Consider the following 25000-nt stretch of genomic DNA (forward strand, 5'->3'; position numbering starts at 1 on the left):
AAGCGCTGGTAACACATCGTGGAGGACCGAACCGGTAAACGTTGAAAAGTTTTCGGATGAACTGAGGGTAGGGGTGAAAGGCCAATCAAACTGAGAAATAGCTCGTACTCCCCGAAATGTTTTTAGGAACAGCGTCGTGGTCGAGTCATGTTCAGGTAGAGCTACTGATAGGACTAGGGGGAGTCAAATCCTACCAAATTCTGACAAACTCCGAATGGGGCATGATATACACGGCAGTGAGGGCTGGGGTGCTAAGGTCCCAGTCCGAGAGGGGAACAACCCAGAGCATCAGCTAAGGTCCCAAAATATATGCTAAGTTGAACTAAGGGGGTCCGACTGCAGAGACAGCCAGGATGTTAGCTTGGAAGCAGCTATACATTTAAAGAGTGCGTAACAGCTCACTGGTCGAGCGGGGCGGGCATCGATAATAAACGGGCATCAAGCATATTACCGAAGCTATGCGATAGTATTTATACGATCGGTAGGGGAGCATTCTCACAGGGGTGAAGGTTTGGCGTAAGCTGGGCTGGACTGGTGAGAAAAGCAAATGTAGGCATAAGTAACGATAATGCGGATGAGAAATCCGCACACCGAAAGACTAAGGATTCCTCCGCTATGCTAATCAACGGAGGGTTAGGCGGGGCCTAAGGTATAGCCGACAGGCGACTACCGATGGACAGCAGGTTAATATTCCTGCCCTTGCATGCAGTGTGAAAAAGTGACGGAGTATTGTGGTGTATACGTACTGACGGAATAGTGCGTTGAGCGGAGCCTACGGGCGATGCGAATACACGAAAACGCTTCCAAGAAAAGCTTTTGAAACATCAGCTGTACGCAACCCGTACCGTAAACCGACACAGGTAGTCGAGAAGAATATTCTAAGGTGCTCGAGTGAATCACGGCTAAGGAACTCGGCAAATTAACCCTGTAACTTCGGGAGAAGGGGAGCCTCCTCAGCGATGAGAGGCCGCAGAGAAATGGCCCAGGCGACTGTTTAGCAAAAACACAGGGCTCTGCCAAAACGAAAGTTGACGTATAGGGCCTGACACCTGCCCGGTGCTGGAAGGTTAAGAGGGGATGTCATCGCAAGAGAAGCATTGAATCGAAGCCCCAGTAAACGGCGGCCGTAACTATAACGGTCCTAAGGTAGCGAAATTCCTTGTCGGGTAAGTTCCGACCTGCACGAATGGTGTAACGATCTGGGCACTGTCTCGGCCGTGAGCTCGGTGAAATTGTAGTAGCGGTGAAGATGCCGCTTACCCGCCACGGGACGGAAAGACCCCGTGCACCTTTACTATAGCTTTGCATTGTTTTCGGGTCAGGGATGTGTAGGATAGGTGGGAGGCTGTGAGTGGGCGTCGCCAGGCGTTCAGGAGCCAACGTTGAAATACCACCCTTCGCTGGCCTGGGATCTAACTTCTTTAAAAGAAGGACCGTGCATGGTGGGTAGTTTGACTGGGGTGGTCGCCTCCAAAAGTGTAACGGAGGCTTCCAAAGGTCTGCTCAACACGCTTGGTAACCGTGTGTGGAGTGCAATAGTACAAGCAGGCTTGACTGTGAGACCGACGGGTCGAGCAGGTGGGAAACCAGGGTATAGTGATCCGGTGGTTCTGTATGGAAGGGCCATCGCTCAAAGGATAAAAGGTACGCCGGGGATAACAGGCTGATCTCCCCCAAGAGCTCACATCGACGGGGAGGTTTGGCACCTCGATGTCGGCTCGTCACATCCTGGGGCTGGAGAAGGTCCCAAGGGTTCGGCTGTTCGCCGATTAAAGTGGCACGCGAGCTGGGTTCAGAACGTCGTGAGACAGTTCGGTCCCTATCTGTGGTGGGCGTAGGAAGATTGACGGGGGCTGCCTTTAGTACGAGAGGACCGAGGTGGACCCACCGCTGGTGAACCGGTTGTCACGCCAGTGGCATGGCCGGGTAGCTATGTGGGGAATAGATAAGCGCTGAAAGCATCTAAGTGCGAAACTAGCCCGAAGATGAATCTTCCACATAAGGGTCGTTGTAGACTACGACGTTGATAGGCTGCAGGTGTACGTGTAGAAATACATTCAGCTGAGCAGTACTAATTACCCAACAGCTTGCACATTACACTTCTTATTTTTCTCTTCTACTTCCAATATGACATGAAATGAGCCTATAAGTTTATTAGTTCATGAGTCAATGAGTAAAGAATACTCATAAACTTTAAACTCATAGACTTTAAACTCTAACTCAAAGATATTGTTGCTAATAACCAACAAAGACCTTGTTGGTGGCTATTGGCCTGGTGTTCACCTCTTCCCATCCCGAACAGAGAAGTTAAGCCCAGAACCGCCGATGATACTTGGATCAAACCTGGTAAAGTAGGTAGCCGCCACAATACCATTATACTAAGACCATCTCACAAGGATGGTCTTTTTTTGTGCCTGGCAGTACACCTTGGAAAAAGTTCTGCGATAATATTTCCCGGAATAAATAGATTCAAATTTTCTTTTTCTATATTTGTCACCTGAAATGCAAGTACGGCATATTATCCAATCATGAAATACACATTCAATACAATCTGGTGGTGGCGCGCACGTCTTAAAAAGATGGACGAGTAGCCTATTGTGTTGTATAAATGAAAATATACTTACCAAACGGCTCGCTGTTCATCCAACAGCGAGCCGTTTTTTTGTACACATTATAAAAAGTTTACCATGACCACATTGAACAAAACCTTCCCAATAACCACCCGCCATAAAAAACTTCTGGCGGATACACTGACGCCAGTATCCATCTATTTGAAGTTAAGAGATCGCTTCGTAAATACCATTTTATTAGAAAGCTCTGATTATCACGGTAACGAAAACTCATTTACCTACATCTGTTGTGACCCCGTTGCATCTTTCAAGCTAAACAACGGAGCTGTTACCCAAAAGTTTCCCGACGGTGAAGAAGTCAACTTCACCTTATCCAATCCAAAGGATGCTGTTCAGACTCTCTATTCCTTTGCGCAAAGTTTCGTATCTGAAAAAAGCACCTTTCCGTTTATCACAAATGGCCTTTTTGGTCACATGACATACGATGCCGTTAGCTACTTCGAAGATATCGACATTCAACCTGCCAATCCTGAAACAGAAATTGATCAGATTTTCTACCAGGTTTACCGCTATGTAATTGCCATCAACCACTTCAAAAATGAACTTTACATATTTGAACATCAATATGGGGAGACAAAAGAGGATAGTGGTTTTGAACAAATTGAAATACTAATCAAGAACAGGAATTTTCCCAAATATGGCTTTCAGATTGCTTCGGATGAGACTTCCAATGTGACCGATGACGAGATGCGGAAAGTTATTCGGAAAGGAATTGATCATTGTCTTCGTGGCGATGTTTTCCAGATCGTACCCTCCAGAAGGTTCAGCCGCGAATTTCAAGGCGACGAATTCAATGTTTACCGCGCATTACGTTCGATAAACCCCTCGCCATACCTATTTTACTTCGATTATGGCAGTTACAAGATCTTCGGCTCGTCTCCTGAGAAACAAATATTCATTAAAAACGGACAGGCTGAAATTCATCCGATCGCCGGTACTTTCAGAAGAACAGGAGATGATCAGGCTGATGCAGAAGCTGCACAGAACCTTTTGAATGACCCAAAAGAGACCGCTGAGCACGTGATGCTGGTAGATCTGGCCCGAAATGACCTGAGTAGAAGTTGTGATGCCGTTAAAGTGACCAATTACAAAGAGGTTCAATACTACTCACACGTGATCCATTTGGTTTCGAAGGTAGTCGGCAAAATGAACGAGGGTGTGAATCCGCTCCAATTGGTAGCCGATACTTTCCCGGCCGGCACGCTTTCGGGAGCACCTAAGCACAATGCAATGAAACTCATCGATCAGATGGAAACCAGTAACCGGAGCATTTACGGAGGAGCGATTGGTTTTATGGATTTCAACGGCGATTTCAATCATGCCATAGCGATACGTACATTCCTCAGCAAGGACAATACATTGTTTTACCGGGCAGGTATGGGTGTGGTTGCTAAATCTAATGTAGAGAGTGAGTTACAGGAAATAAACAGTAAACTGGCTGCCTTGCGCCAGGCTATTCATGTCGCAGGAGACATTTAAACGGTATGGCACAGATCAAAATATATGGTCATAGATCCTCACTGCGGTCTATCAGGCGGGAATTTTCGGATTTACTGCATAGCTGCATAGTCGATGCTTTTCAATACCCTGAAAACAAACGGGCTCACCGGTTTTTTTATCTGGAAGAAGGTGATTTTTATTACCCTGAGGGACGAAGCATCCAATATACGATTATTGAAATCTCTCTTTTCCAAGGACGTTCTATTGACGCAAAGAAGGCATTGTACCAACTTATTTTTACCCGTTTTGAACAAGTACTAGCTATTTCTCCCAATGATATCGAGATCACATTGACCGAAACTCCTTTGTACAACTGGGGAATCCGTGGCAAATCGGGAGACGACCTGGTTCTTGATTATAAAATAGCTGTATAATAACCCTGAAATTATAGTTAAAATGAAAATTCTTGTTCTAGATAATTACGACTCTTTCACATATAACCTGGTGTACATTCTCCGTGAATTGCATGACCAGGTGGAGATCGTCAGAAATGACAAAATTGCGCTCGAAGAGGTTAGGAAATATGACAAAATCCTCCTCTCTCCCGGCCCGGGTATCCCATCCGAAGCAGGAATAATGCACGATGTAATCCGGGAATATGGTCCGAGTAAAAGCATTTTAGGAATTTGCCTTGGCCATCAGGGCATAGGCGAAGTATATGGCGCCACATTGGAGAATATGACCGATGTGTTGCATGGTATCAGCGATATTGCATTGGTTACCGACCCATCAGAGCGTATTTTTAAGGGTTTGCCACGCGAAATAAAGGTGGGACGTTACCATTCATGGACTGTCATTCCGGAGACATTTACAGAAGATCTTACTATAACTGCTTTGGACGAAAAAGGCAGGGTTATGGGTCTCTCTCACAAAAAATATGACGTAAAAGGCCTGCAATTTCACCCGGAATCAGTCCTGACAGAGCACGGAAAAGAAATGTTGCAAAACTGGCTTTGGATCTAAAAAGAGGTAATTCTCACGCCTTAATGAATTCAGAAGTCCGTTTTGTTTGTTAATTAAGTTATTGCAGTAATCATGAAACATATTCTTAGCCATCTTTTTGAATATAAGGCTTTAAGTAAGGAGCAATCGAAAGACGTTCTCATTGGTATCAGTACCGGTAAGTATTCCAATTCCGAAATTGCCGCTTTTCTGACCATTTATGCCATGCGTAGCATTACTGTGGAAGAGTTGGAAGGTTTCCGGGACGCAATGCTTGAACTTTGCCTGGCCGTTGATTTGTCGGATTATGATCCTATTGATGTTTGCGGAACAGGTGGGGACGGTAAGGATACTTTTAATATTTCAACATTATCATGTTTTGTAGTGGCTGGCGCGGGGCAGAATGTGGCCAAACATGGAAACCATGGCGTGTCATCACTATGCGGATCATCCACCGTCCTGGAATATTTAGGTGCCAAGTTTACAAATGACAAAGGATACCTGGAACGAAAGATCAATGATGCTGGTGTATGTTTTTTGCACGCGCCTTTGTTTCATCCCGCTATGAAGAATGTTGCCCCTGTTCGACGCGAATTAGGCATCAAAACCTTTTTCAATATGCTCGGCCCGATGGTCAATCCGGTCTCTCCCAAAAAACAGCTTGTAGGGGTTTTTAGTCTTGAATTAGCGCGTCTTTTTGCTTATCTTTACCAACAAACGGATAAACAATTTTTGGTTCTTCACGCATTAGACGGATACGACGAAGTGTCATTGACAGGAGCTTTTAAGATCATAACCGCTCACTCTGAGCAAATCCTCACTCCCGCTCATCTAGGGTTACAAACTTTGCGCGCTGATGAGCTTTCGGGGGGTAAAACTGTTGAGGATTCTGCTAAAATTTTCATGAATGTATTGAACAACACCGCTACCGCTGCACAGAAACAGGCTGTTATAGCCAATGCGGCATTAGCTTTATACTGTGCCAATCCCGGCTCTTCACTCGAAGATTCAGTAGCTGCATCCAGGGAATCTCTGGAAAGCGGGAAGGCACTAAGAAGCTTTAAAACACTAATTGAAGAATAGGCCGGATTAACACCCATCGAATTTATATTTTGAAGATATCGGAATTGTAGATGAATATTTTAGAAAAAATTATTGCCCGAAAACAAATAGAAATAAGCGAGTCCAAAAAACACAAATCGGTTTCCGCCCTGGAAAATGAGAGCTTGTTCTCGCGCAAAACTATTTCGTTAGCTACGGCCCTAAGATCTGCTTCATCTCCTCAGATCATTTCAGAATTCAAGAGAAAGTCTCCTTCCAAAGGCATTATTAATGATCAGGTGCTTCCAGAGAATGTGACTTCGGATTATGTCAATGCCGGTGCCGTAGGTTTGTCTGTGTTGACAGATACCGACTTTTTCGGCGGATCTTTTGATGATTTTCTTAAAGCCCGTCAAGCCAATCCAGGGATACCAATGCTGCGCAAAGATTTTATTGTCGATGAATATCAGCTTTACGAGGCAAAATCAATCGGGGCTGACATTATATTGCTGATCGCGGCGTGTTTGAAACCCTCCGAAATTGCTGCATTGAGCCAAAAAGCGCATCAGCTCGGGCTGGAAGTGCTACTGGAAGTGCATAATGCCGAAGAGCTCGAACAAAGCATTGGCGACCACATTGATATCGTGGGGGTTAATAACCGCAATCTCAAAACCTTTGAAACATCCATTGAAACTTCTGTAAGCCTGAGCGAACTGATCCCGGCTTCTTTTGTTAAGATATCAGAAAGCGGCCTGAAAGATGCTGATACCATTGTAAAACTGTATCAACACGGCTATAAAGGCTTTTTGATTGGTGAAACATTTATGAAAACTGCAAATCCCGGAGCCGCACTTGCTGATTTGCAACAAGACTTAACTCAACACAGCAATTTAAATCCTCTGGTTCTATGAAAATAAAAGTTTGCGGACTGCGCCAGCAAGACAACATTGAGAAAGTGGTTGCACTGCAGCCTAATTTTATCGGGTTTATTTTCTACGAAAAATCACCCCGTTTTGCCGGAGAAGAACTAAGTGAGGAATTTATCAAAAGCATTCCTCAGAACATCAAAAAAGTAGGGGTTTTTGTGAATGCTAATCCCGGGCACATTCTGAATATGGTCAAAAAATATGACCTGCAATATGTCCAGCTCCATGGAAACGAAATGCCGGACATTTGCCGGAGTATCCGCCAGAAAGGCGTTAGTGTGATCAAGGCTTTCTCCATCGACGAACAGTTCAATTTTGCAATGCTTAATAACTACAAGTCTTTTTGCGATCTGTTCCTATTTGATACAAAAGGAGACAATCCAGGAGGTAACGGCGTCGCATTTGATTGGAAATTATTGAAGAAGTACGACAATGAGAAGCCATTTCTCCTCAGCGGAGGCATCGGTCTTGAAAATGTCGAAGAGATCATCGCATTGTCCAAAACACTCCCTATTTATGGTATTGATGTCAATAGCAGGTTCGAAACCGAGCCGGGTATTAAGGATATCGCCAAACTGGAAGAATTGTTTAGTCTTATTCGTGTAAAAGAGAAAGAAGAGGCGGAAGCTTAATTTATTATGGAAGCAATAGTAGAAAAGAATTCCTACCAGGTTGATAACCGTGGATATTACGGAAGTTTTGGCGGCGCATTTATTCCCGAGATGCTTTATCCTAATGTCGAGGAGCTGCGCGAAAACTATCTTCAGGTCATTGCAGATCCTTCTTTTCAAAAAGAGTACAACGGTCTTTTAAAAAACTACGTCGGCCGGCCTACGCCGCTCTACAGGGCAAACCGGCTTTCGGAAAAATATAAAACCAATATCTTTCTCAAAAGAGAAGACTTGTGCCATACAGGCGCCCACAAGGTCAATAACACCATTGGACAGATACTAATGGCCCAAAGGCTGGGAAAGAAGCGCATAGTCGCTGAAACCGGCGCGGGGCAGCACGGTGTGGCCACGGCCACCGTGTGTGCACTCATGGACCTTGAATGTGTTGTGTATATGGGCGAGCTTGACATTGAGCGCCAGGCCCCTAATGTTGCCCGCATGAAGATGCTGGGAGCAACGGTAATACCTGCGACTTGCGGGTCCAGAACCCTCAAAGACGCTACCAATGAGGCTATGCGTCATTGGATCAATAATCCGGTCGATACCCATTATATTATTGGGTCAGTGGTAGGGCCACATCCCTATCCTGACATGGTTGCTCGTTTCCAGGCCATTATTTCTGAGGAGATTAGATGGCAGCTGAAAGAGCAAACCGGTAAAGAAACGCCCGATTATGTTGTAGCCTGTGTTGGTGGCGGAAGTAATGCTGCCGGTGCATTCTATCATTTTCTGGACGAAGAAAATGTGAAACTGGTGGCTGTGGAAGCTGCCGGGCTGGGGTTAACATCCGGCCATTCTGCTGCGACTACTGCTTTGGGTAAACCAGGTGTACTGCACGGAAGCAGAACAATACTCATGCAAACCGAAGATGGACAGGTGGTAGAGCCTTTTTCAATTTCTGCCGGTCTCGACTACCCCGGAATAGGCCCTCAGCATGCATATCTGTACGACAGCGGTCGCGGTATTTTTATGTCCGCTACTGATGACGAAGCTGTTCAGGCTGCATTTGAATTGACCCGCCACGAAGGCATTATCCCCGCATTGGAATCATCCCATGCATTGGCGATACTGGGCAGGCTAGGTGCTTCCGCTGATGAAACAGTGGTACTGAACCTTTCCGGCCGTGGTGACAAGGATATGGCTACCTATATGAAATACATCGATTAATTTTCCAACTGACCATTAACATCACATGGCTACACTAACATTACCAGAGGTTTTCGACCTGCGCCTGAAAATTCAGGAACTGGAAGGAAAGGTAAACTCAGGGGAGCTGTCTCTTTTCGAGAGATGCGACCTGGAAGATGAAATTCTTGAACTAAAAGAAAAACTGGGCGAATTCGACCGGTTGAAGTTCAGTGACGAAGGTGAATGTCTTAATTGCTCTGCTTAGCTTCTGGCTACTTCTTTTTTATAGCTTTCCATTTATAATCCGTAATCCAAATCACATGAATTTAAAGCTTCTTTTGTTTGCCGGCATGCTCCTTTTTGGATCAATGGCATCTGTTTCAGCTCAAAACACAACCTCAAAAAAAATGTTACGTCACGTAGTCCTCTTTAAATTTAAAGATTCAGCAACTCCGGCACAGGTTAAAGAAGTTGAGGACGCCTTCAGGAAGGTTCCTACCAAAATTAAAGAAGTGAAAGGATTTGAATGGGGTACCAATAATAGCCCTGAGGGATTGGCGCAAGGCTTCACTCACGCATTCCTTGTTACTTTCGATAGCGAAGCTGCACGCGAGATATACCTGCCTCATCCCGACCACAAAGCATTTGTAAAAGTTCTGGAACCACATCTGGACAAAGTATTGGTGATTGATTACTGGACAAAGGAATGAACCGGATTGTAAGTCTTTTTGATAATTATAAGGCCCATGGTGAAAGTACCGGACTGCTTAATGTGTATTTCACAGCAGGTTTTCCGGAACTGAGCGACACCATGCGCGTTCTTCGTGCCTTGCAAGATGGCGGCGCAGACCTCGTTGAGATCGGTATGCCGTATTCTGATCCTGTTGCTGACGGTGAAACTATTCAGAAAAGTAATGATCAGGCACTGGAAAACGGGATGTCTGTGAAGATACTTTTTGAACAGCTGAAAGATATGCGGGAAACCATTTCTGTTCCGGTATTGCTTATGGGCTACATTAATCCTGTTTTGCAATATGGAATCGAGAACTTTTGCCGCAAATGTGCTGAAACAGGTGTGGACGGATTGATTCTGCCGGATATGCCCATGGATGTTTATCTCAATGAATACAAATCCATATTCGATACTTACGGATTACTGAACATTTTCCTGGTCACACCACAAACATCAGAAGCGCGTATACGCCAGATTGACGAGGTAAGTGAGGGTTTTATATATACCGTCTCCTCTGCGAGCGTCACAGGCTCTAAAAGTGGCGTTAGCACGGACATGGAATCCTATTTCGAACGTTTGGATGCAATGAACTTGAAAAATGAGCGATTGATCGGCTTTGGGATCAAGGACCATGCAACCTTCAAAAAGGCATCCGGTCATGCGGCTGGCGCCATTATCGGAAGTGCTTTTATCAGGGTTTTGCAGGAAACTATTAATTTGGAACAAGATATCAAGTCCTTTGTAAGAGAGGTTAAAAATTACCCTGAAACTATCGAAGCTTAATAGAAAAAGAATTTCCCTCTGGCATCAATTTTATACAAACAACTCCTTCCCGGGTTGTTTGTTTTTCTTTATAAATATGATGCTTATGCTATCCCGAGCTTTATTACTGATACTGCTTTTCACCAGCACCAGGCCGGTCTTGGCCCAGCTACGTCTTGATATCGAAGGTGGCTTAGTATTCGGCACGAATTATAACAAAGTCCGCATTCCGAATAAGGGAGGAACATTAGTGAACCTCGCTAAACAACTGGAAATCAACCCAAAAGCCTTTTACCGGATCCGAGGAGGCTATACTTTCGGCAAGCGGCATAACATTTCTGCCTTATATGCCCCGCTTACAGTTCGATATAACGGATCGTTCCGTGAAGATGTAAATTTCAACGGCATTTTATTTACGACGAGCCAACATACCACCGTCTTCTACAAATTCAATTCCTACCGGCTAACCTACCGTTACGACTTCATATCCAACGCAAGGTGGACGCTCGGTGCAGGGATTACGGGCAAGATTAGAGACGCTGATGTGAGGTTTAAAAATGAATCGAATGATACTCATTTCGATAACGTCGGGTTTGTTCCGCTGATCAATTTTTACGCTTCTTACAAGCCTTCCTATCGATGGAATGTGATACTGGAAGGCGATGCATTGGCGGCTAAGGCGGGTAGGGCAGAGGACATCTTCGCTGGCGTTGCTTATCAGGTCAATCCGAAGTTAGGAATCAAGTTAGGCTACCGCGTTGTAGAAGGTGGAGCTGACACAGACGAGATATACAATTTCAACTGGATCAACTATGCTTCGGCCGGTGTATTGCTTTCCCTCTAAATCTGAGTAGTAAAATGTTGATTCTGACAAAAGCATTTAGCGACATAGCGAGTATAATTTCACTATTTTTCATTATATTTCTTCGTTTTAAGCGTATGTGAGCAATTGGTAATTTTTAATTCCCGCATACGTTATAATCGCACAGTTATAACGAGGACACCTATGACCCCTTTCACTCCGGCAATGGAAGGCCTGTTGCTGCGCATACAGGAGTACCGTCAAAAATATTATCAGAACCAGTTGCTCAAAGGCATTATCTTTTCTGTGGCTCTGTTGCTGACAGTCTTTTTGTTTTTCAATACCATTGAATATTTCGGCCGTTTCAGTTCAGTAGTGAGAGGAATGCTCTTCTTTGGCTTCCTGGCGGTTTTGGTGTTCACATTTTTCCAATGGGTTATACAGCCTGTCATTCATCTGTACGGGCTCAAAAAACCACTTTCTGACGAGGACGCCGCCTTGCAGATCGGGTCTTATTTTCCGGAAATAGGAGATAAGCTCGTCAATACATTACAGCTCAGAAATTTATCAGGTACCCAATCCGATTTGATAGAAGCCAGTATCCGGCAGAAATCAGGACAATTGCTGATTGTCCGGTTCTCCGACGCGATCCGTTTCAATGAAAACCGAAAACGCATTAAATATGCCATTTATCCGCTCGCAGCCATTGCAGCCATACTGCTTTTCAATCCATCATTTTTCTCATCCAGCTCCGACCGCATCATTCATTTTCAGAAAAACTATACATACGCGCCATTCTCTTTTGTATTGGAAAATAAGAGTTTGAAAGCATTCCGGAATGAAGACTTTACATTAAAACTGTCGCTGAAAGGCGAAGCATTGCCCACAGCAGTCTACTTGGTACAGAATGGTTCACGGTTTAAGCTAACACACGAAGGATCGCGAAACTTCTCCTATACATTCAAGAATTTACAGCGCAATGTTGCATTCTCATTCGATGCAGCTGGCTATGCGTCTGACGAATACAGGATTACAGTTAATGAAAGACCTTCATTGCTGTCATTCGACGTAAATCTGCATTACCCGTCCTATCTCAATAAACCGTCAGAAGGACTCAGTAATGTGGGAAATCTGTCGGTCCCAGAGGGTACTACCGTTGAATGGGATTTTAATACTTCGTCCACAAAATCACTATCCATCCGTTTTGAGAATGATTCTGCGCTTTACAAAGCCAAGGAAAGCAATGGGGAACATTTCCAGATTCGCCGCGCAGTTCGTAAGTCTTCACAATATCAGGTTTCTCTGAAAAATGACGAAACTACCAATGCTGATAAAATCGGTTATTACATCAATGTGATACCTGACAAATTTCCAGTGCTTAACCTCGAAAATTTCCAGGACACGACACTTTATAACTACCTGGTCCTGGGCGGCTCGATTAGCGACGACTATGGTTTCTCTCAGCTGAAAATGTTTTATTCTGTCAAAAGAGCCAAAGATGATAAGCCTTCCCAGCCAAAAGGCATTCCGATTCCCTTTAACAAAACCGTTAATACGCAGAGCTTTTTCTTCCAATGGTATGTAGATAGCCTCAAACTGGCCCCGGGGGATAAAATTGAATACTATGCCCAGGTATGGGACAATGATGGCGTGAATGGCGCAAAAAGCGCCCGCTCGCGGTCCATTCAATTCACGGTACCGTCCAAGGACCAGTTGGAAGCGGAAATAAAAAAATCGGAGCAGGAAACGGAGAACCAAATGCAGTCCGCCATGAAAAAGGCACAAAGCCTGCAAAAGGATCTGGACAATCTGGACAACCGTTTAAAAAGCAACAAAGACCTCGATTTCAAAGAACAGAAACAAATAGAGGAGGTACTACGGAAACGGGAGGAGCTGATGAAAGAATTGCAGGCTTTGCAGGAAAAGAATCAGAATGCCAACGAAAAGTCGAAACAGTTTAATCAGCAAAGTCCGGAGTTACAGAGCAAACTCGATCAGTTGCAAAAGCTGATGAATGAGCTGATGGACAATGACACCGAGAAGCTTTATAAGGAATTGAAAAAGCTTTTGGAACAAAAACAGAGCGAACGCATGTCCAGCCTGATGGAGAAACTGCGTAACAAAGAGAACAACCTTGAAAAAGAACTGGAACGCACCATGAAGCTCTTCAAGCAAATGCAGATGGAGCAAAAAATGGAAAACCTGGTGGAGAAGCTCGACGAGCTTGCTGAGAAAGAAGAGAATTTAGCAGACAAAAGCCAGGAAAACGAAAAGACCAGCAATTCCAACGATAAGAAAGAAAAAAATGACGGTCTAAAAAAAGATCAGGAGGATATCCAGGGCGAATTTAAAAAAGCGCAGGAGAATATGAAGGATATCGAAGAGATGGGCGAGGAGCTTGAGCAGCCTATCGATTCACAAAAAGAAGAGCAAAAAAACGCTTCTGAGCAAATGGAGCAGAGCAAGCAAGAGCTTGACAAGCAACAGAATTCCAAAGCCTCCGAGTCGCAGAAAAAAGCGGCTAAATCGATGAAAAAAATGTCGCAGTCGATGTCAGAACAAATGGAGGCTGCGGAGATGGAGCAAATGCAGGAAAATCTGGACGCGCTCAGGGACATTCTCGAAAACCTGATCACATTATCATTTGACCAGGAAACATTGATGAAGGATTTCAGAGGAGTAAGTCTTCAGGATCCCCGTTTCATCAAACTCGGCCAGCAACAGTTGAAATTAAAAGATGACGCCAAAATTGTAGAGGACAGCCTTTACGCCCTGGCCGGTCGCGTGGTACAGATCCAGTCGTTCATTACCCGTGAGCTGAATGACATGAAGTCGTACATGGACGAAAGTGTAAAAAGCATTAAGGACAGGCAGATCAATGTCGCTACTTCCAAACAGCAATTCGCGATGACTTCTATGAACAATCTGGCTCTGATGCTTAGTGATGTGTTCAACCAGATGCAGCAGCAAATGGCGATGGCTATGCCCGGTAGTGGAAAAGGTAAGAAGGGTAAGCAGAAGGGTGAGCAGCCTGGCATGGGCGAAATGCAGGAAAAACTAAACGGGCAGATCAAAAAGCTCGGGCAGGGTAGTAAAGAGGGACAGGGGAATAATTCGGAACAACTGGCCCGTATGGCTGCGCAACAAGCAGCGATTCGCAAAATGATCCAGGATCTCATGGAATCTCAAAAAGGAACTGAGGTTGGCAAACAAATGGCCAAGGAGCTTCAGGAGATTTCCGAAAAAATGGATGAAACAGAGACGGACCTCGTGAACAAGAGGGTTACACCTGAGCTGATCAAGCGCAACCAGGAAATTACGACCAGGCTTCTTGAATCTGAAAAGGCGATGAAAGAGCAGGATGAGGACGAGCAGCGCAAAGCCCAGAGCGCAAAACAGCTGCCGCGCCAACCGCCTGCAGCATTTGAAAAATACATCCGGGAAAAAGAAAAGCAGACCGAATTACTGCGAACTATCCCACCTACATTCTCTCCGTTTTACAAAAGAGAGGTGGACACTTACTTCCGCAAATACCAGGCTAAGAACTGATCACCCGTTCATTTTGTTGGCATATTCAGCAAATGGCTTTAACACTTTTTATGAAAGAGTTGTTACTAGCTGTTTGCTGCTGAATGTTATCTTAACAAGATACTTAGTATGTTTGTAAATTATTTACCATCAAACATTTAAATGTAGAGAGGGTTATTATTGGCTAAAATGATAGTCCTCCGGCAGTTCCGACAAGCATGCTTAATTTCTTCTCAGAAGACGTCGATTTCGACCTACCTCGTCCGCTTAAAACCAAAAAATGGATCAAAAAAACCTCAGAATCAGAGGGTTACGAAATATCTGATCTGAATTATATCTTTTGTTCGGACGAATACCTTTTAGAAATCAATAAACAGTACCTGGATCACGACTATTTCACAGACATCATTACGTTTGACAATAGTGAGGAAGACAATATATTGGAAGGTGACATCTACATTAGTGTGGATAGGGTGAGGGAGAATGCCGAGACGTTTCACGCCGATTTTGAGACCGAAATGCGGCGGGTACTGATACACGGATTGCTTCACCTGATGGGTTATGAAGATTCGGATGAAAGTCTGAAAAAAGCGATGAGGGCCAAAGAGGACGAGTACCTTATCCAATTCTAGTTAAATTTCCACGTGGAACACTTTAATTAAAGTGGTTTAATAAGTAAACAAATTATGTTTCAAGAATACGATGTAATTGTGGTAGGAGCGGGCCACGCGGGATGTGAAGCAGCCGCGGCTGCAGCGACGATGGGCTCCTCCGTACTGCTGATTACAATGAACATGCATACCATCGCGCAGATGTCGTGCAACCCGGCAATGGGCGGTGTAGCCAAAGGACAAATCGTTCGCGAGATCGACGCGCTCGGTGGGCAGTCAGGAATAGTGAGCGATAAGACAATGATCCAGTTCCGGATGCTTAATCTATCCAAAGGTCCCGCGATGTGGAGCCCGCGTTGCCAAAGCGACCGCGTGTTATTTGCACAGGAATGGAGGAACATTTTAGAGAACAATCCGAACGTAGATTTCTGGCAAGACACCGCGAAAGAGATCATCATAGAAAACGGTAAAGCCTGCGGCGTGAAGACTAGTCTCGGCATTGAGATCAGATCAAAATCGGTCGTGCTTACAAACGGCACATTCCTGAATGGACTCATCCATATCGGCGAGAAGAATTTCGGAGGAGGACGCACCGGTGAAAAATCCGCCACGGGCATTACCGAACAATTGGTAACACTTGGCTTCGAAGCAGGCCGGATGAAAACCGGAACACCCCCTCGAGTAGACGGACGTTCACTCGACTATTCCAAAATGGAGGAGCAGCCAGGTGACGAAAAGCCGGCAAAGTTTTCCTACACAGATACCAAGCCGCTGGCCAAACAAAGGAGCTGCTGGATTACTTACACCAATTCCGAAGTACACGAAATACTCCGCACCGGTTTTGAAAAATCCCCAATGTTCTCAGGCAGGATCAAAGGAATTGGGCCCCGGTACTGTCCTTCTGTTGAAGACAAAATCAATCGCTTTGCAGATAAGGACCGTCACCAGATCTTCGTAGAACCGGAAGGGTGGGATACCGTTGAGGTTTACGTCAATGGATTCTCTACCTCGCTTCCCGAGGATGTACAGTACGCAGCTTTGAGGAAAATCCCAGGCTTCGAAAACGCAAAAATGTTTCGTCCCGGCTACGCGATTGAATACGACTATTTCCCACCGACGCAGCTTAAATCTACCCTGGAAACACACTTGATTAAGAACCTGTTTTTTGCAGGTCAGATCAATGGTACTACCGGATATGAGGAAGCCGCCTGTCAGGGTTTGATGGCTGGTATCAATGCGCACAGAAATGTGAACGAGTTATCTCCCTTCGTACTCAAAAGATCAGAGGCATATATTGGAGTACTGATCGACGACCTGATCAATAAAGGCACGGAAGAACCTTACCGTATGTTCACTTCCCGCGCCGAATACCGGACGCTTCTTCGGCAGGATAATGCAGATATAAGGCTTACACAAAAAGGCCACGAGATTGGTTTGGCCAATGAAGAACGTCTGCTAACAGTATTGAAAAAAAAGCAGGAGGTTAACGATATCATTACTACGTTCGCTGCGACGAAAATTACTCCGGAGGAAATCAACCCGCTGCTGGAAAGTATCGGAACTGCATTAGTCCGCGAAAAACTTCCGCTCGCACAGTTGCTGAAACGACCTCAGATATCCATTGCGCAATTGTCAGGCGCAAGTGAAACAGTAGCCTCCTTGCTTGAAAATTTCAGCCCGGATTCTATTATGCAGGCCGAGATTAATCTCAAATACGACAGCTACATTGAGAAAGAAATGCTGCTCGTTGAGAAGATGAACAAGCTCGAAAACCTGGGCATCATTGAAAATTTCAACTACGATGTGGTCACATCATTATCATACGAAGGCCGTGAAAAATTGAAACGAACACGCCCTTCCACCATCGGACAAGCTTCCCGTATCAGCGGTGTAAGCCCTTCCGACATCTCAGTATTAATGCTCTTTATAGGACGATAATGTCATTAGAAACGCTTGAAAATTGCCCGGTTTGTAACAAATCCAGTTTCAGTAATTACCTGAATGTGGAAGATTATACGGTTTCACACCGGGAGTTTACCATACAACAATGCAATTCCTGTTACTTTCTATTCACTAACCCGAGGCCACCGGAACCAGAAATAGGAGCGTATTATCAATCTCAGGATTATATTTCACATCACGATGAGGCCAAAGATGTGATGAGCAAAATATATACTTCTGTGCGCGATTACACCATTGGACAGAAGGTTAAAATGATCAACGAACAGTCTTCCAAAAAGGGAACGCTGCTCGATATTGGATGCGGTACCGGTAACTTTTTAGGTGCAATCAAAGAGAATGGATGGAAAGTATTTGGTACCGAACCAGACTCCGGAGCGCGCGAAGTTGCTTCAAAAAGGGTAGGGGCAAGCATCTTTCAGGACATTCAAACTGACGCATTGCAGGGTCTGAAATTCGATGTGATTACGCTTTGGCACGTACTTGAACACGTACATCAGCTCAATGAAACCCTCGAATGGCTCACCGAACATCTAAATGAAAGCGGTACTATTATCATCGCGGTACCAAATCCACAGTCTTTCGATGCATTGAAATATGGCCGGTTTTGGGCGGCGTACGACGTTCCCCGCCACCTGTATCATTTCACCAAAGGAAGTATGAAACAGCTTCTCGAAAAGCATCATATGCATATTCAAAAGATATTACCGATGTGGTTCGATTCGTTCTATGTTGGTATGCTGAGCACCAAATACAAGGCTAAAAAAATCAACCTGATCGATAGTTTCCGCACTGGTCTGATATCTAACTGGAAAGGCAAATCCGACAACAGCGAAACATTGAATACGTCCAGTCTTATTTACGTCATTAACAAAAAATAAAACTTTGAAAACATCAAATCAGCCCTCAATACGCCCCGATGTATTGGGGGCTTTTTACATTACCCGTGCTATGATCAAGACTCTTGCCTTGGCTATTATTTGCTTGTTAATATTCGGTCGCTGCGCCCAGGAAGTAGTGCCGACAGGAGGAAAAAAAGACTCCATTCCTCCCAATCTTGTCGAAAGTAATCCTCTCAACAAGACGCTAAACTTCAAAGGGCGAAAGATCGAATTGTTCTTTGACGAGTATGTAGTGGTAGACAACATTAACCAGAAACTGATTATTACGCCGGAAGCGGACAACCCATATTCCTACAAACAAAATGGAATGTCGGTGCTGCTTACATTCAAAAATGAATTCAAAGACAGTACCACTTTCACGTTGAATTTTGGCGACGCTATCAAGGATTTCGCTGAGAAAAATCCTGCCAAAAATCTAAAACTTGTTTTCAGTACGTCTAATACATTGGACTCTGCGCGGATATACGGAAGCCTCAAAGACATTAAAACCAACAAGCCAATTTTCGATGCATTGGTAGGCCTGTACAATGTCACGGACACATTGAATATCGCAAAACAGAAGCCATACTATTTCTCAAGAACCGACACTAGCGGCGTGTTTTCCATTGAAAATATTCAGAGCAGGGAGTACAAACTCATTGCTATTGACGACAAAAACAGGAACATGCTTTACAATGCGAAGGATGAAAGAATGGGTTTCATCAGCAAGCCAATCAAGGCCGGATCCGATTCTGCATCCTATAATCTGACCATGTTTCTGTCGGATAATACATTGCTAAAAATTCAGCGTACCATTCCAAGAGTGAACAATTACTCGGTCGTTTTCAGCAAACCTATCGAAAAAGTGAATGTCACATTTATGAATAAAGACACGCTGCCCTACCTCTTGGAAAACGGTGGAGCGCTCAAATTTTTCAATGTACAGCCACATCCCGACTCCACTTTAGTAAAGCTTTCAGTAACAGATTCACTCGGAACCGTGACGGATTTTGATCAAAAAATCGCATTTCAGGCACCAAGAGGAAAAGAGAGACAGAAGGATCCCTTTACAATATCTACCATGCCAGAGTCCAATAAGCCGGTCACCAATACATTTACCTACAAACTGATTCTAAACAAACCCGTACAGTTTATAGATGATCAAAAGATCACATTGATCACGGATAGTTTGACGCATGAGCCGCTGAATGCATTCAAATACGAGTGGAATACAAATCATAATATCTTGTCAATTTCGGCCAAATCCTTCGCGAAAGACACCGTCAAATGGGACTTGCCTAAGGGATCTATCATCAGTGTGGAAGGTGATACATTGGCTAAAATGCTGCTAAGACATCCCATTTTAAAAGAGGAAGATTATGGCCAGATCAAGGGAGCTGTGATAAACGCGGATACGTCCATGCGCTTCATTGTGGAACTGGTAGACGAGCAATACAAAATCTTTGAGTCGCTATATAGCTCACCCTATACATTCAGACATATTCCTCAAGGAAAATATTTTCTGCGGATCATCGTCGACAAAAACCGAAACAAACGGTGGGATACTGGGGAATTGGATAAGGATTTGCAGCCGGAACCGATCTATTACATGCCGGATAAGATACTTCTGAAGGCAAATTTCGAGTTGAACGATGTCAATATCACCATTCCTAAATAAAATCGTCAATTTCTTATACACTTTGTGTGGATAACTATGTGTATAACCCGGAAATTTTGTTCATAAGCACCACTAAAATGTTAACAACACTGTGGATAAACCCGGTTTTGTGTGGATAAAAAAGCGGTTTGGATTCTAAAGTGGACAACTAACATCTAAACCAGAGTTAACAGTACGTTGATCCACTTTAGAAAGTGTGGATAACAAAAATAGTGAACTGAAGGGGTTTACCAACATTCGAATGTGAACAGATAAATTCATAACTTGTATTTCAGCCACTTAAATGTTGATATTTAAAAAAACTACAGTGTATAACTCTCAATAGTTATACACATTATGTTGATAAGTATGTTAATCTACAGTGGATAAAGTAATTATCCCCATATCCACAGCCCTAGAGAATGATAATAACTAAAGACAAAATTTTTTTTTCTATTATGAAAAAGGTTTCGAGTTGGGTTATAATATGGTTTATTCTTTCCGGGGCGGCGGCGGCGGGCCAGAGCGAGAAGGAGATGGCCGAGGAGTATTTCAAAAACGGAGACTGCCCGAAAGCGCTTACCTATTATAATGCGCTGCTAAAATCATCATTTGAAAAAATTGCCCTGAAAAACTACACGAGCTGTATCGTCAAGACCAAAGCCTGGGGAGATGCGGAGCAGTTTTATAAAAAGCAGATCAAGAATGATGCCGCCAACGCCAGCTGGTACTTCCTTTACTGGGGAGTGCTGTTAGAGGCGCAGGGAAAGACCCAGGAGGCTTCCAAAAAGAACGAGCAGGCCGTGGCCGCATCGGGCGCAAGAATCGAGCTGAAACGAGATTTGGCAGATGAATTCCGGTCTATCAATCAGTCTGAATGGGCTAAGAATATTCTCCTGGAAGCAAGAGCATCTTCAAAACGCAGTGACCTGTTTCAGCTGGAACTGGCCAGTGTGTACCGGGACTTGAATGACCCCGAAAAAATGATCGACGAGCTGCTTTCTTATGGTATGCGGTATCAGAACACCGAAGTGGTACAGAACATGCTCCAAGACTTCACTAAGGACGAAAAGGAGCAAACTTTATTAGAGAAGGTTCTCTACGACAAGATCCAGAAGTTTCCCAATGAAGGGTTTTATAATGAGTTGCTGATCTGGTACCAGATCCAGCGGAAGGATTTTTACAAAGCATTTATTCAGGAAAGATCCCTGGACAAGCGTTTCAAGCACAATGGATCGCGACTATACAATCTCGGAATGCTGGCCTTACAAAACCTGGACTACAATAATGCCGGCACGATATTCGATCACTTGGTAAAGGAATATCCCAAAGGCCAACTGTATCCGGTCGCCCGCCGAATGGCGATTTTTGCGAGAGAGGAACAGGTTAAAAATACATATCCTGTCAAAAGGAGCGAGGTACAAAAGTTGTTGGGGCAGTACCAGCAGCTTGTCGATGAACTGGGCATTAATGTAAGGACCATAGAGGCATTGAGGAACATGGCGATTCTCAATGCATTCTATATAGATGATTTCAAAAAGGCGATTGAAATACTTCAGACTGCTATCGAAGCGGGTAAGCAGGAGAAGAATTTTGTAGATAAATGCAAGCTCGATCTGGGTGACATTTACCTCTTGCAAGGCGAACCTTGGGAAGCGACATTGGTATATTCACAGGTTGAAAAATCTCAGAAGGATGATCTGCTAGGGTATGAAGCCAAGCTGCGCAATGCAAAGCTTCATTATTTCAAAGGAGAATTTGTACTGGCAAAAGCGGTACTCGATATTTTGAAAAAAGCGACTTCGAGGGAAATCGCAAACGATGCCAACGAGCTTTCCTTACTCATCATGGATAACACAGGGCTGGATAGTAACGAGTCTGCGATGAAAGAATATTCGGCAGTGGAGCTTTTGCTTTTTCAAAACAAAAAGTTTGAAGCTATTGATTCTCTTAAACATTTGTATCAGAAGTATCAAAACCACAGTCTTTCGGACGAGATTATCTGGCTTACTGCGAAGACGTACATCAAGCTGGATAGTAACCAGCAGGCGATGGAGGATCTCAAATTGTTGTACTCCAAATATGGTCATGACATTTACGGAGATGATGCCCTGTATGCGATGGCCAAACTGTACCAGGAAAAATTGAATGACAAGGATCAGGCGATGAAGCTGTATCAGGAATTGATGGAAAAATATCCGGGAAGTATTTTTGTAGCCGAGTCGCGGAAACGCTTCAGAATTTTGAGAGGCGATGTGATCAACTAGAAAATTCAATAAAAGCAAAGAGGGGGTCAGAAGCACACAGCTTTTGACCCCTTTTACATTTAGTTATTCGCGACCTTAGATACGGTTCCGAATGAATAAGCAATTCTCCGGCGTTACAGATCGAAATAATATTGATTTAATTAACTCATTAGTAGTGTTTTAAACTCCGTAAAGTCTGCATTCATTTTCACCGACTTTTTTTCAATGGAGAGCAAAGATTTCAGTCTTTCAGGTATTTCAATGCTTTTTCCCAATGTTTCTTCAACCAGGTCGATAAATTTGGCAGGATGGGCGGTGGAGAGGAAGACGCCGGTGAAATTGTTCTGATTTTTTTTACGATACTCTTGCAGTCCTCGGTAGGCGACAGCAGTGTGAGGGCACATCACATAATTTGCGTTGCCGTAAACTTCCCGCATTGCTTTTTGAGTTTGTTCATCATTAAAATAAAAACCGGAAATTTTTTCAGTCACCAGTTTCCAGTCATCATTGAAAAATCTTTTCAGACGAACGAAGTTACTTGGACTGCCTACATCCATTGCATTGGAAATTGTTTCAATGGAAGGAGCCGGATCGTAGCTGCCGGTTTCCAAGTACCGGGGTACTGCATTGTTCAGGTTGGTCGCAGCCACGAAGTGTTCAACTGGAAGTCCCATACGGTAGGCGAGCAATCCAGCACTTAAATTTCCAAAGTTTCCGCTTGGTACGGAGAACACAATGGGCTTACCTAGTTTTTTGAGTTGGGCATAGGCAGCGAAAAAATAAAATGACTGCGGTATAAGTCTCGCAATATTAATGGAATTGGCAGAGGCCAGATTGAATTTTTCATTTAGCTCGGGATCAAGAAATGCTTCTTTAACGAGACGCTGGCAATCGTCGAAAGTTCCGGAAACTTCAAGCGCGGTAACATTGTATCCCAATGTAGTAAGTTGCTTCTCCTGAATATCGCTAACCTTGCCACTCGGGTAAAGGATAGTGACCGATATACCAGGTATTTTATAAAAGCCTTGGGCAACTGCGCCACCCGTATCTCCTGAGGTAGCTACCAATATCTTTATTTCTTTTTTTGAGCGAAGCAAAAAGTAAGACATGATAGCAGCCATGAATCTTGCTCCAAAATCCTTAAAAGCCATCGATGGGCCATGAAAAAGCTCTAATACATAGTCGTCAGGAGTAATCTTGACAACGGGAGCTTCGAAATCATAGGCGTTATCAATGATGGTTTCAATCTCACTTCTTGTAATTTCGCCTTCGAATAATGTATGCGTTATTTCAATTGCAATTTCTTTGAATGTCCTGTTTTCAATGTCTGCCAAGAATTCTTCGGAAATTGCAGGAATGTGTTCAGGCATATACAGGCCGTTATCCGGAGGCAAACTATTAAAGATAGCTTCTTCCAGAGAGGCTTTTAAACTTGCAGTTTTGGTACTGTAAAATATCATTTTAATAGAAATATAGGCCTAAAATTGGGAGCGCAAATTTAAGGAAAATACCAGCTAGTAAGTTATTTTAAAGACCTTTAATTGGGTTTAGAAGAAGACGAAGAGAATTGAATAAGCGCTGATGTCAAATTTTTGGACTGGTAGCGAAATTTTTTTGTTACTATTTAATAGCTATTCAGATAACAAAACAAACTATAAACATGTCAATAGGTATTTTCAATGTACCGGCATCGAAAAATGAGCCGGTTAAGAACTACGGGCCGGGAAGTCCCGAGAAGGTTCTGTTAAAAAAAGCAATTGCTGAGGCAAGGTCAAAAGTGATCGATATTCCACAGTATATAGGTGGAGAAGAAATATATTCACAGAACAAAAAGTCAGTCTCGCCGCCTCACGATCACCAGCATATCCTGGGTTATTTTCATGAAGGTGATCAGGAAGATGTAAAAAAGGCTATTACTGCCGCCTTGGAAGCAAGAAGTAGCTGGGCGTCTCTAAACTGGGAACAGCGCGCAGCGATTTTCCTGAAAGCAGCTGACCTCATTGCCGGGCCTTACCGTGCTGAGATCAATGCTGCAACGATGCTCGGGCAGTCCAAAAATGCCTATCAGGCAGAGATCGATTCTGCCTGCGAGATTATTGACTTCCTTCGTCTCAATGTGAATTTCATGCGGGATATATACCAGCAGCAGCCAATTTCCTCTGACGGCGTCTGGAATCGTATGGAGTACCGGCCGTTAGAAGGATTTGTATTTGCAATCACACCATTCAATTTTACAGCTATTGCCGGGAATTTGCCAGCTGCTCCTGCATTGATGGGTAATGTGGTGTTATGGAAGCCTGCTTTTGCGCAGGTTTATTCAGCGAATGTCATTATGAAGGTTTTTAAAGAGGCCGGATTACCTGCTGGTGTCATTAATATGATCCTGGTAGATGGTCCGGTTGCAGGAGAGGTGATTTTTAAGCATCGCGACTTTGCAGGCGTTCATTTCACAGGAAGTACCAAGGTTTTTCAGACTATATGGAAGGCGATTGGAGACAATATATCTCTTTATAAGTCTTTCCCAAGGATCGTAGGGGAGACGGGTGGAAAGGATTTCGTTTTGGCACATAAGTCTGCTGATCCCAAAGCATTGGCAACCGGGCTGGTACGTGGAGCATTTGAGTACCAGGGACAAAAATGCTCAGCGGCATCAAGAGCATACATTCCGTCCAATCTGTGGGAGGAAGTAAAGAGCTTGATGATTAAGGATCTGGCAGAAATCAAGATGGGAGGCGTGGAAGACTTTTCCAATTTTGTCAATGCAGTTATTGACGAAAAATCCTTTGATAAAATAACTACCTATATAGAAGGAGCTAAAAATAGTGCGGATGCTGAAATTATCGCTGGTGGAGCGTCTGATAAAAGTAAAGGGTACTTTGTTCAACCAACAGTGATCAGAGCCTCTAAACCCGATTATATCACTCTTTGTGATGAAATTTTTGGACCAGTGCTGACTGTCTATATATATGAAGCGGATAAGTTT

General features: G+C 44.0%; 19 protein-coding genes and 2 rRNA genes (2 of these 21 cut by a window edge). 20 read left to right on the forward strand and 1 reads right to left on the reverse strand.

Annotation, left to right across the window (positions count from 1 at the left end):
• The 19 genes from ON006_RS25005 to ON006_RS25095 form a co-directional block, all read left to right on the forward strand.
• Window positions 1–2095, forward strand: a 23S ribosomal RNA gene (locus tag ON006_RS25005) (it extends 725 nt beyond the left edge of the window).
• A gap of 161 nt (window positions 2096–2256) precedes the next feature.
• A 5S ribosomal RNA gene (gene rrf / locus ON006_RS25010) occupies window positions 2257–2368 on the forward strand.
• Between the two features lie 319 nt (window positions 2369–2687).
• Window positions 2688–4109, forward strand: coding sequence for an anthranilate synthase component I family protein (locus ON006_RS25015; RefSeq protein ID WP_244825111.1), 1422 nt, complete (start codon window positions 2688–2690; stop codon window positions 4107–4109).
• Window positions 4110–4114: 5 nt separating this feature from the next.
• Entirely contained in the window at window positions 4115–4504 is a 390-nt protein-coding gene (locus tag ON006_RS25020) for a tautomerase family protein (RefSeq protein WP_244825112.1), read from the forward strand.
• 22 nt (window positions 4505–4526) lie between these two features.
• Window positions 4527–5093: an anthranilate synthase component II gene (locus ON006_RS25025; RefSeq protein WP_244825118.1), complete on the forward strand. Its 567-nt coding sequence runs from the start codon at window positions 4527–4529 to the stop codon at window positions 5091–5093.
• A 72-nt stretch (window positions 5094–5165) separates the two neighbouring features.
• Entirely contained in the window at window positions 5166–6155 is a 990-nt protein-coding gene (trpD, locus tag ON006_RS25030; protein WP_244825120.1) for an anthranilate phosphoribosyltransferase, read from the forward strand.
• 50 nt (window positions 6156–6205) lie between these two features.
• Window positions 6206–7024, forward strand: a complete 819-nt coding sequence (gene trpC, locus ON006_RS25035; RefSeq protein ID WP_244825121.1) for an indole-3-glycerol phosphate synthase TrpC — start codon at window positions 6206–6208, stop codon at window positions 7022–7024.
• Window positions 7021–7671 (forward strand): phosphoribosylanthranilate isomerase, encoded by a 651-nt coding sequence (locus ON006_RS25040; protein WP_244825123.1) that lies wholly within the window; start codon window positions 7021–7023, stop codon window positions 7669–7671. The genes trpC and ON006_RS25040 overlap by 4 nt, the downstream gene beginning before the upstream one ends.
• Before the next feature lie 6 nt (window positions 7672–7677).
• Window positions 7678–8877 carry a tryptophan synthase subunit beta gene (gene trpB / locus ON006_RS25045; protein ID WP_244825124.1) on the forward strand — a complete coding sequence of 400 codons (1200 nt, stop codon included), beginning with the start codon at window positions 7678–7680 and terminating at the stop codon, window positions 8875–8877.
• Between the two features lie 25 nt (window positions 8878–8902).
• Window positions 8903–9103, forward strand: coding sequence for a hypothetical protein (locus tag ON006_RS25050; protein ID WP_026632703.1), 201 nt, complete (start codon window positions 8903–8905; stop codon window positions 9101–9103).
• Window positions 9104–9188: 85 nt separating this feature from the next.
• Window positions 9189–9548 carry a Dabb family protein gene (locus ON006_RS25055; RefSeq protein WP_244825141.1) on the forward strand — a complete coding sequence of 120 codons (360 nt, stop codon included), beginning with the start codon at window positions 9189–9191 and terminating at the stop codon, window positions 9546–9548.
• Window positions 9545–10354, forward strand: coding sequence for a tryptophan synthase subunit alpha (trpA, locus tag ON006_RS25060; protein WP_244825126.1), 810 nt, complete (start codon window positions 9545–9547; stop codon window positions 10352–10354). Before ON006_RS25055 ends, trpA begins: the two co-directional genes overlap by 4 nt.
• Before the next feature lie 85 nt (window positions 10355–10439).
• Window positions 10440–11177, forward strand: a complete 738-nt coding sequence (locus tag ON006_RS25065) for a porin family protein (protein ID WP_244825128.1) — start codon at window positions 10440–10442, stop codon at window positions 11175–11177.
• Window positions 11178–11360: 183 nt separating this feature from the next.
• On the forward strand, window positions 11361–14684 hold the full coding sequence (locus tag ON006_RS25070; RefSeq protein ID WP_244825143.1) for a coiled-coil domain-containing protein: 3324 nt from the start codon (window positions 11361–11363) through the stop codon (window positions 14682–14684).
• Between the two features lie 197 nt (window positions 14685–14881).
• On the forward strand, window positions 14882–15295 hold the full coding sequence (gene ybeY / locus ON006_RS25075) for an rRNA maturation RNase YbeY (RefSeq protein WP_244825130.1): 414 nt from the start codon (window positions 14882–14884) through the stop codon (window positions 15293–15295).
• A 54-nt stretch (window positions 15296–15349) separates the two neighbouring features.
• A complete protein-coding gene (gene mnmG, locus ON006_RS25080; protein WP_244825132.1) occupies window positions 15350–17212 on the forward strand; it encodes a tRNA uridine-5-carboxymethylaminomethyl(34) synthesis enzyme MnmG in 1863 nt (620 codons plus the stop codon).
• Window positions 17212–18114, forward strand: coding sequence for a class I SAM-dependent methyltransferase (locus ON006_RS25085; RefSeq protein ID WP_244825133.1), 903 nt, complete (start codon window positions 17212–17214; stop codon window positions 18112–18114). Before mnmG ends, ON006_RS25085 begins: the two co-directional genes overlap by 1 nt.
• A gap of 4 nt (window positions 18115–18118) precedes the next feature.
• The gene (locus tag ON006_RS25090) at window positions 18119–19792 is read left to right on the forward strand and encodes an Ig-like domain-containing domain (RefSeq protein ID WP_244825134.1); all 1674 of its coding nucleotides are present in this window, start codon (window positions 18119–18121) and stop codon (window positions 19790–19792) included.
• A 437-nt stretch (window positions 19793–20229) separates the two neighbouring features.
• Window positions 20230–22038, forward strand: coding sequence for a tetratricopeptide repeat protein (locus tag ON006_RS25095; RefSeq protein ID WP_244825136.1), 1809 nt, complete (start codon window positions 20230–20232; stop codon window positions 22036–22038).
• A gap of 140 nt (window positions 22039–22178) precedes the next feature.
• Here ON006_RS25095 and thrC read toward each other — a convergent pair whose 3' ends face one another.
• Window positions 22179–23477, reverse strand: coding sequence for a threonine synthase (gene thrC / locus ON006_RS25100; RefSeq protein WP_244825138.1), 1299 nt, complete (start codon window positions 23475–23477; stop codon window positions 22179–22181).
• Between the two features lie 200 nt (window positions 23478–23677).
• Between thrC and pruA the strand changes: the two genes are divergently transcribed.
• Window positions 23678–25000: the 5' portion of an L-glutamate gamma-semialdehyde dehydrogenase gene (gene pruA / locus ON006_RS25105; protein ID WP_244825140.1), read on the forward strand. Its footprint extends 309 nt past the window's final position; the window shows 1323 of its 1632 coding nt (coding positions 1–1323); its start codon is at window positions 23678–23680; its stop codon lies off the right edge, out of view.

The organism is Dyadobacter pollutisoli (genome assembly GCF_026625565.1).
Classification (GTDB): Bacteria; Bacteroidota; Bacteroidia; order Cytophagales; family Spirosomataceae; genus Dyadobacter; species Dyadobacter pollutisoli.

Coding starts and splice junctions, on each gene's coding strand:
- trpA (WP_244825126.1), top strand. CDS start 9,545: ATGAACCGGATTGTAAGTCTTTTTGATAATTATAAGGCCCATGGTGAA.
- ON006_RS25065 (WP_244825128.1), top strand. CDS start 10,440: ATGCTATCCCGAGCTTTATTACTGATACTGCTTTTCACCAGCACCAGG.
- ON006_RS25055 (WP_244825141.1), top strand. CDS start 9,189: ATGCTCCTTTTTGGATCAATGGCATCTGTTTCAGCTCAAAACACAACC.
- ON006_RS25015 (WP_244825111.1), top strand. CDS start 2,688: ATGACCACATTGAACAAAACCTTCCCAATAACCACCCGCCATAAAAAA.
- thrC (WP_244825138.1), bottom strand. CDS start 23,477: ATGATATTTTACAGTACCAAAACTGCAAGTTTAAAAGCCTCTCTGGAA.
- ON006_RS25040 (WP_244825123.1), top strand. CDS start 7,021: ATGAAAATAAAAGTTTGCGGACTGCGCCAGCAAGACAACATTGAGAAA.
- ON006_RS25085 (WP_244825133.1), top strand. CDS start 17,212: ATGTCATTAGAAACGCTTGAAAATTGCCCGGTTTGTAACAAATCCAGT.
- trpB (WP_244825124.1), top strand. CDS start 7,678: ATGGAAGCAATAGTAGAAAAGAATTCCTACCAGGTTGATAACCGTGGA.
- ON006_RS25020 (WP_244825112.1), top strand. CDS start 4,115: ATGGCACAGATCAAAATATATGGTCATAGATCCTCACTGCGGTCTATC.
- ON006_RS25095 (WP_244825136.1), top strand. CDS start 20,230: ATGAAAAAGGTTTCGAGTTGGGTTATAATATGGTTTATTCTTTCCGGG.
- ybeY (WP_244825130.1), top strand. CDS start 14,882: ATGCTTAATTTCTTCTCAGAAGACGTCGATTTCGACCTACCTCGTCCG.
- ON006_RS25070 (WP_244825143.1), top strand. CDS start 11,361: ATGGAAGGCCTGTTGCTGCGCATACAGGAGTACCGTCAAAAATATTAT.
- trpD (WP_244825120.1), top strand. CDS start 5,166: ATGAAACATATTCTTAGCCATCTTTTTGAATATAAGGCTTTAAGTAAG.
- trpC (WP_244825121.1), top strand. CDS start 6,206: ATGAATATTTTAGAAAAAATTATTGCCCGAAAACAAATAGAAATAAGC.
- mnmG (WP_244825132.1), top strand. CDS start 15,350: ATGTTTCAAGAATACGATGTAATTGTGGTAGGAGCGGGCCACGCGGGA.
- ON006_RS25025 (WP_244825118.1), top strand. CDS start 4,527: ATGAAAATTCTTGTTCTAGATAATTACGACTCTTTCACATATAACCTG.
- ON006_RS25050 (WP_026632703.1), top strand. CDS start 8,903: ATGGCTACACTAACATTACCAGAGGTTTTCGACCTGCGCCTGAAAATT.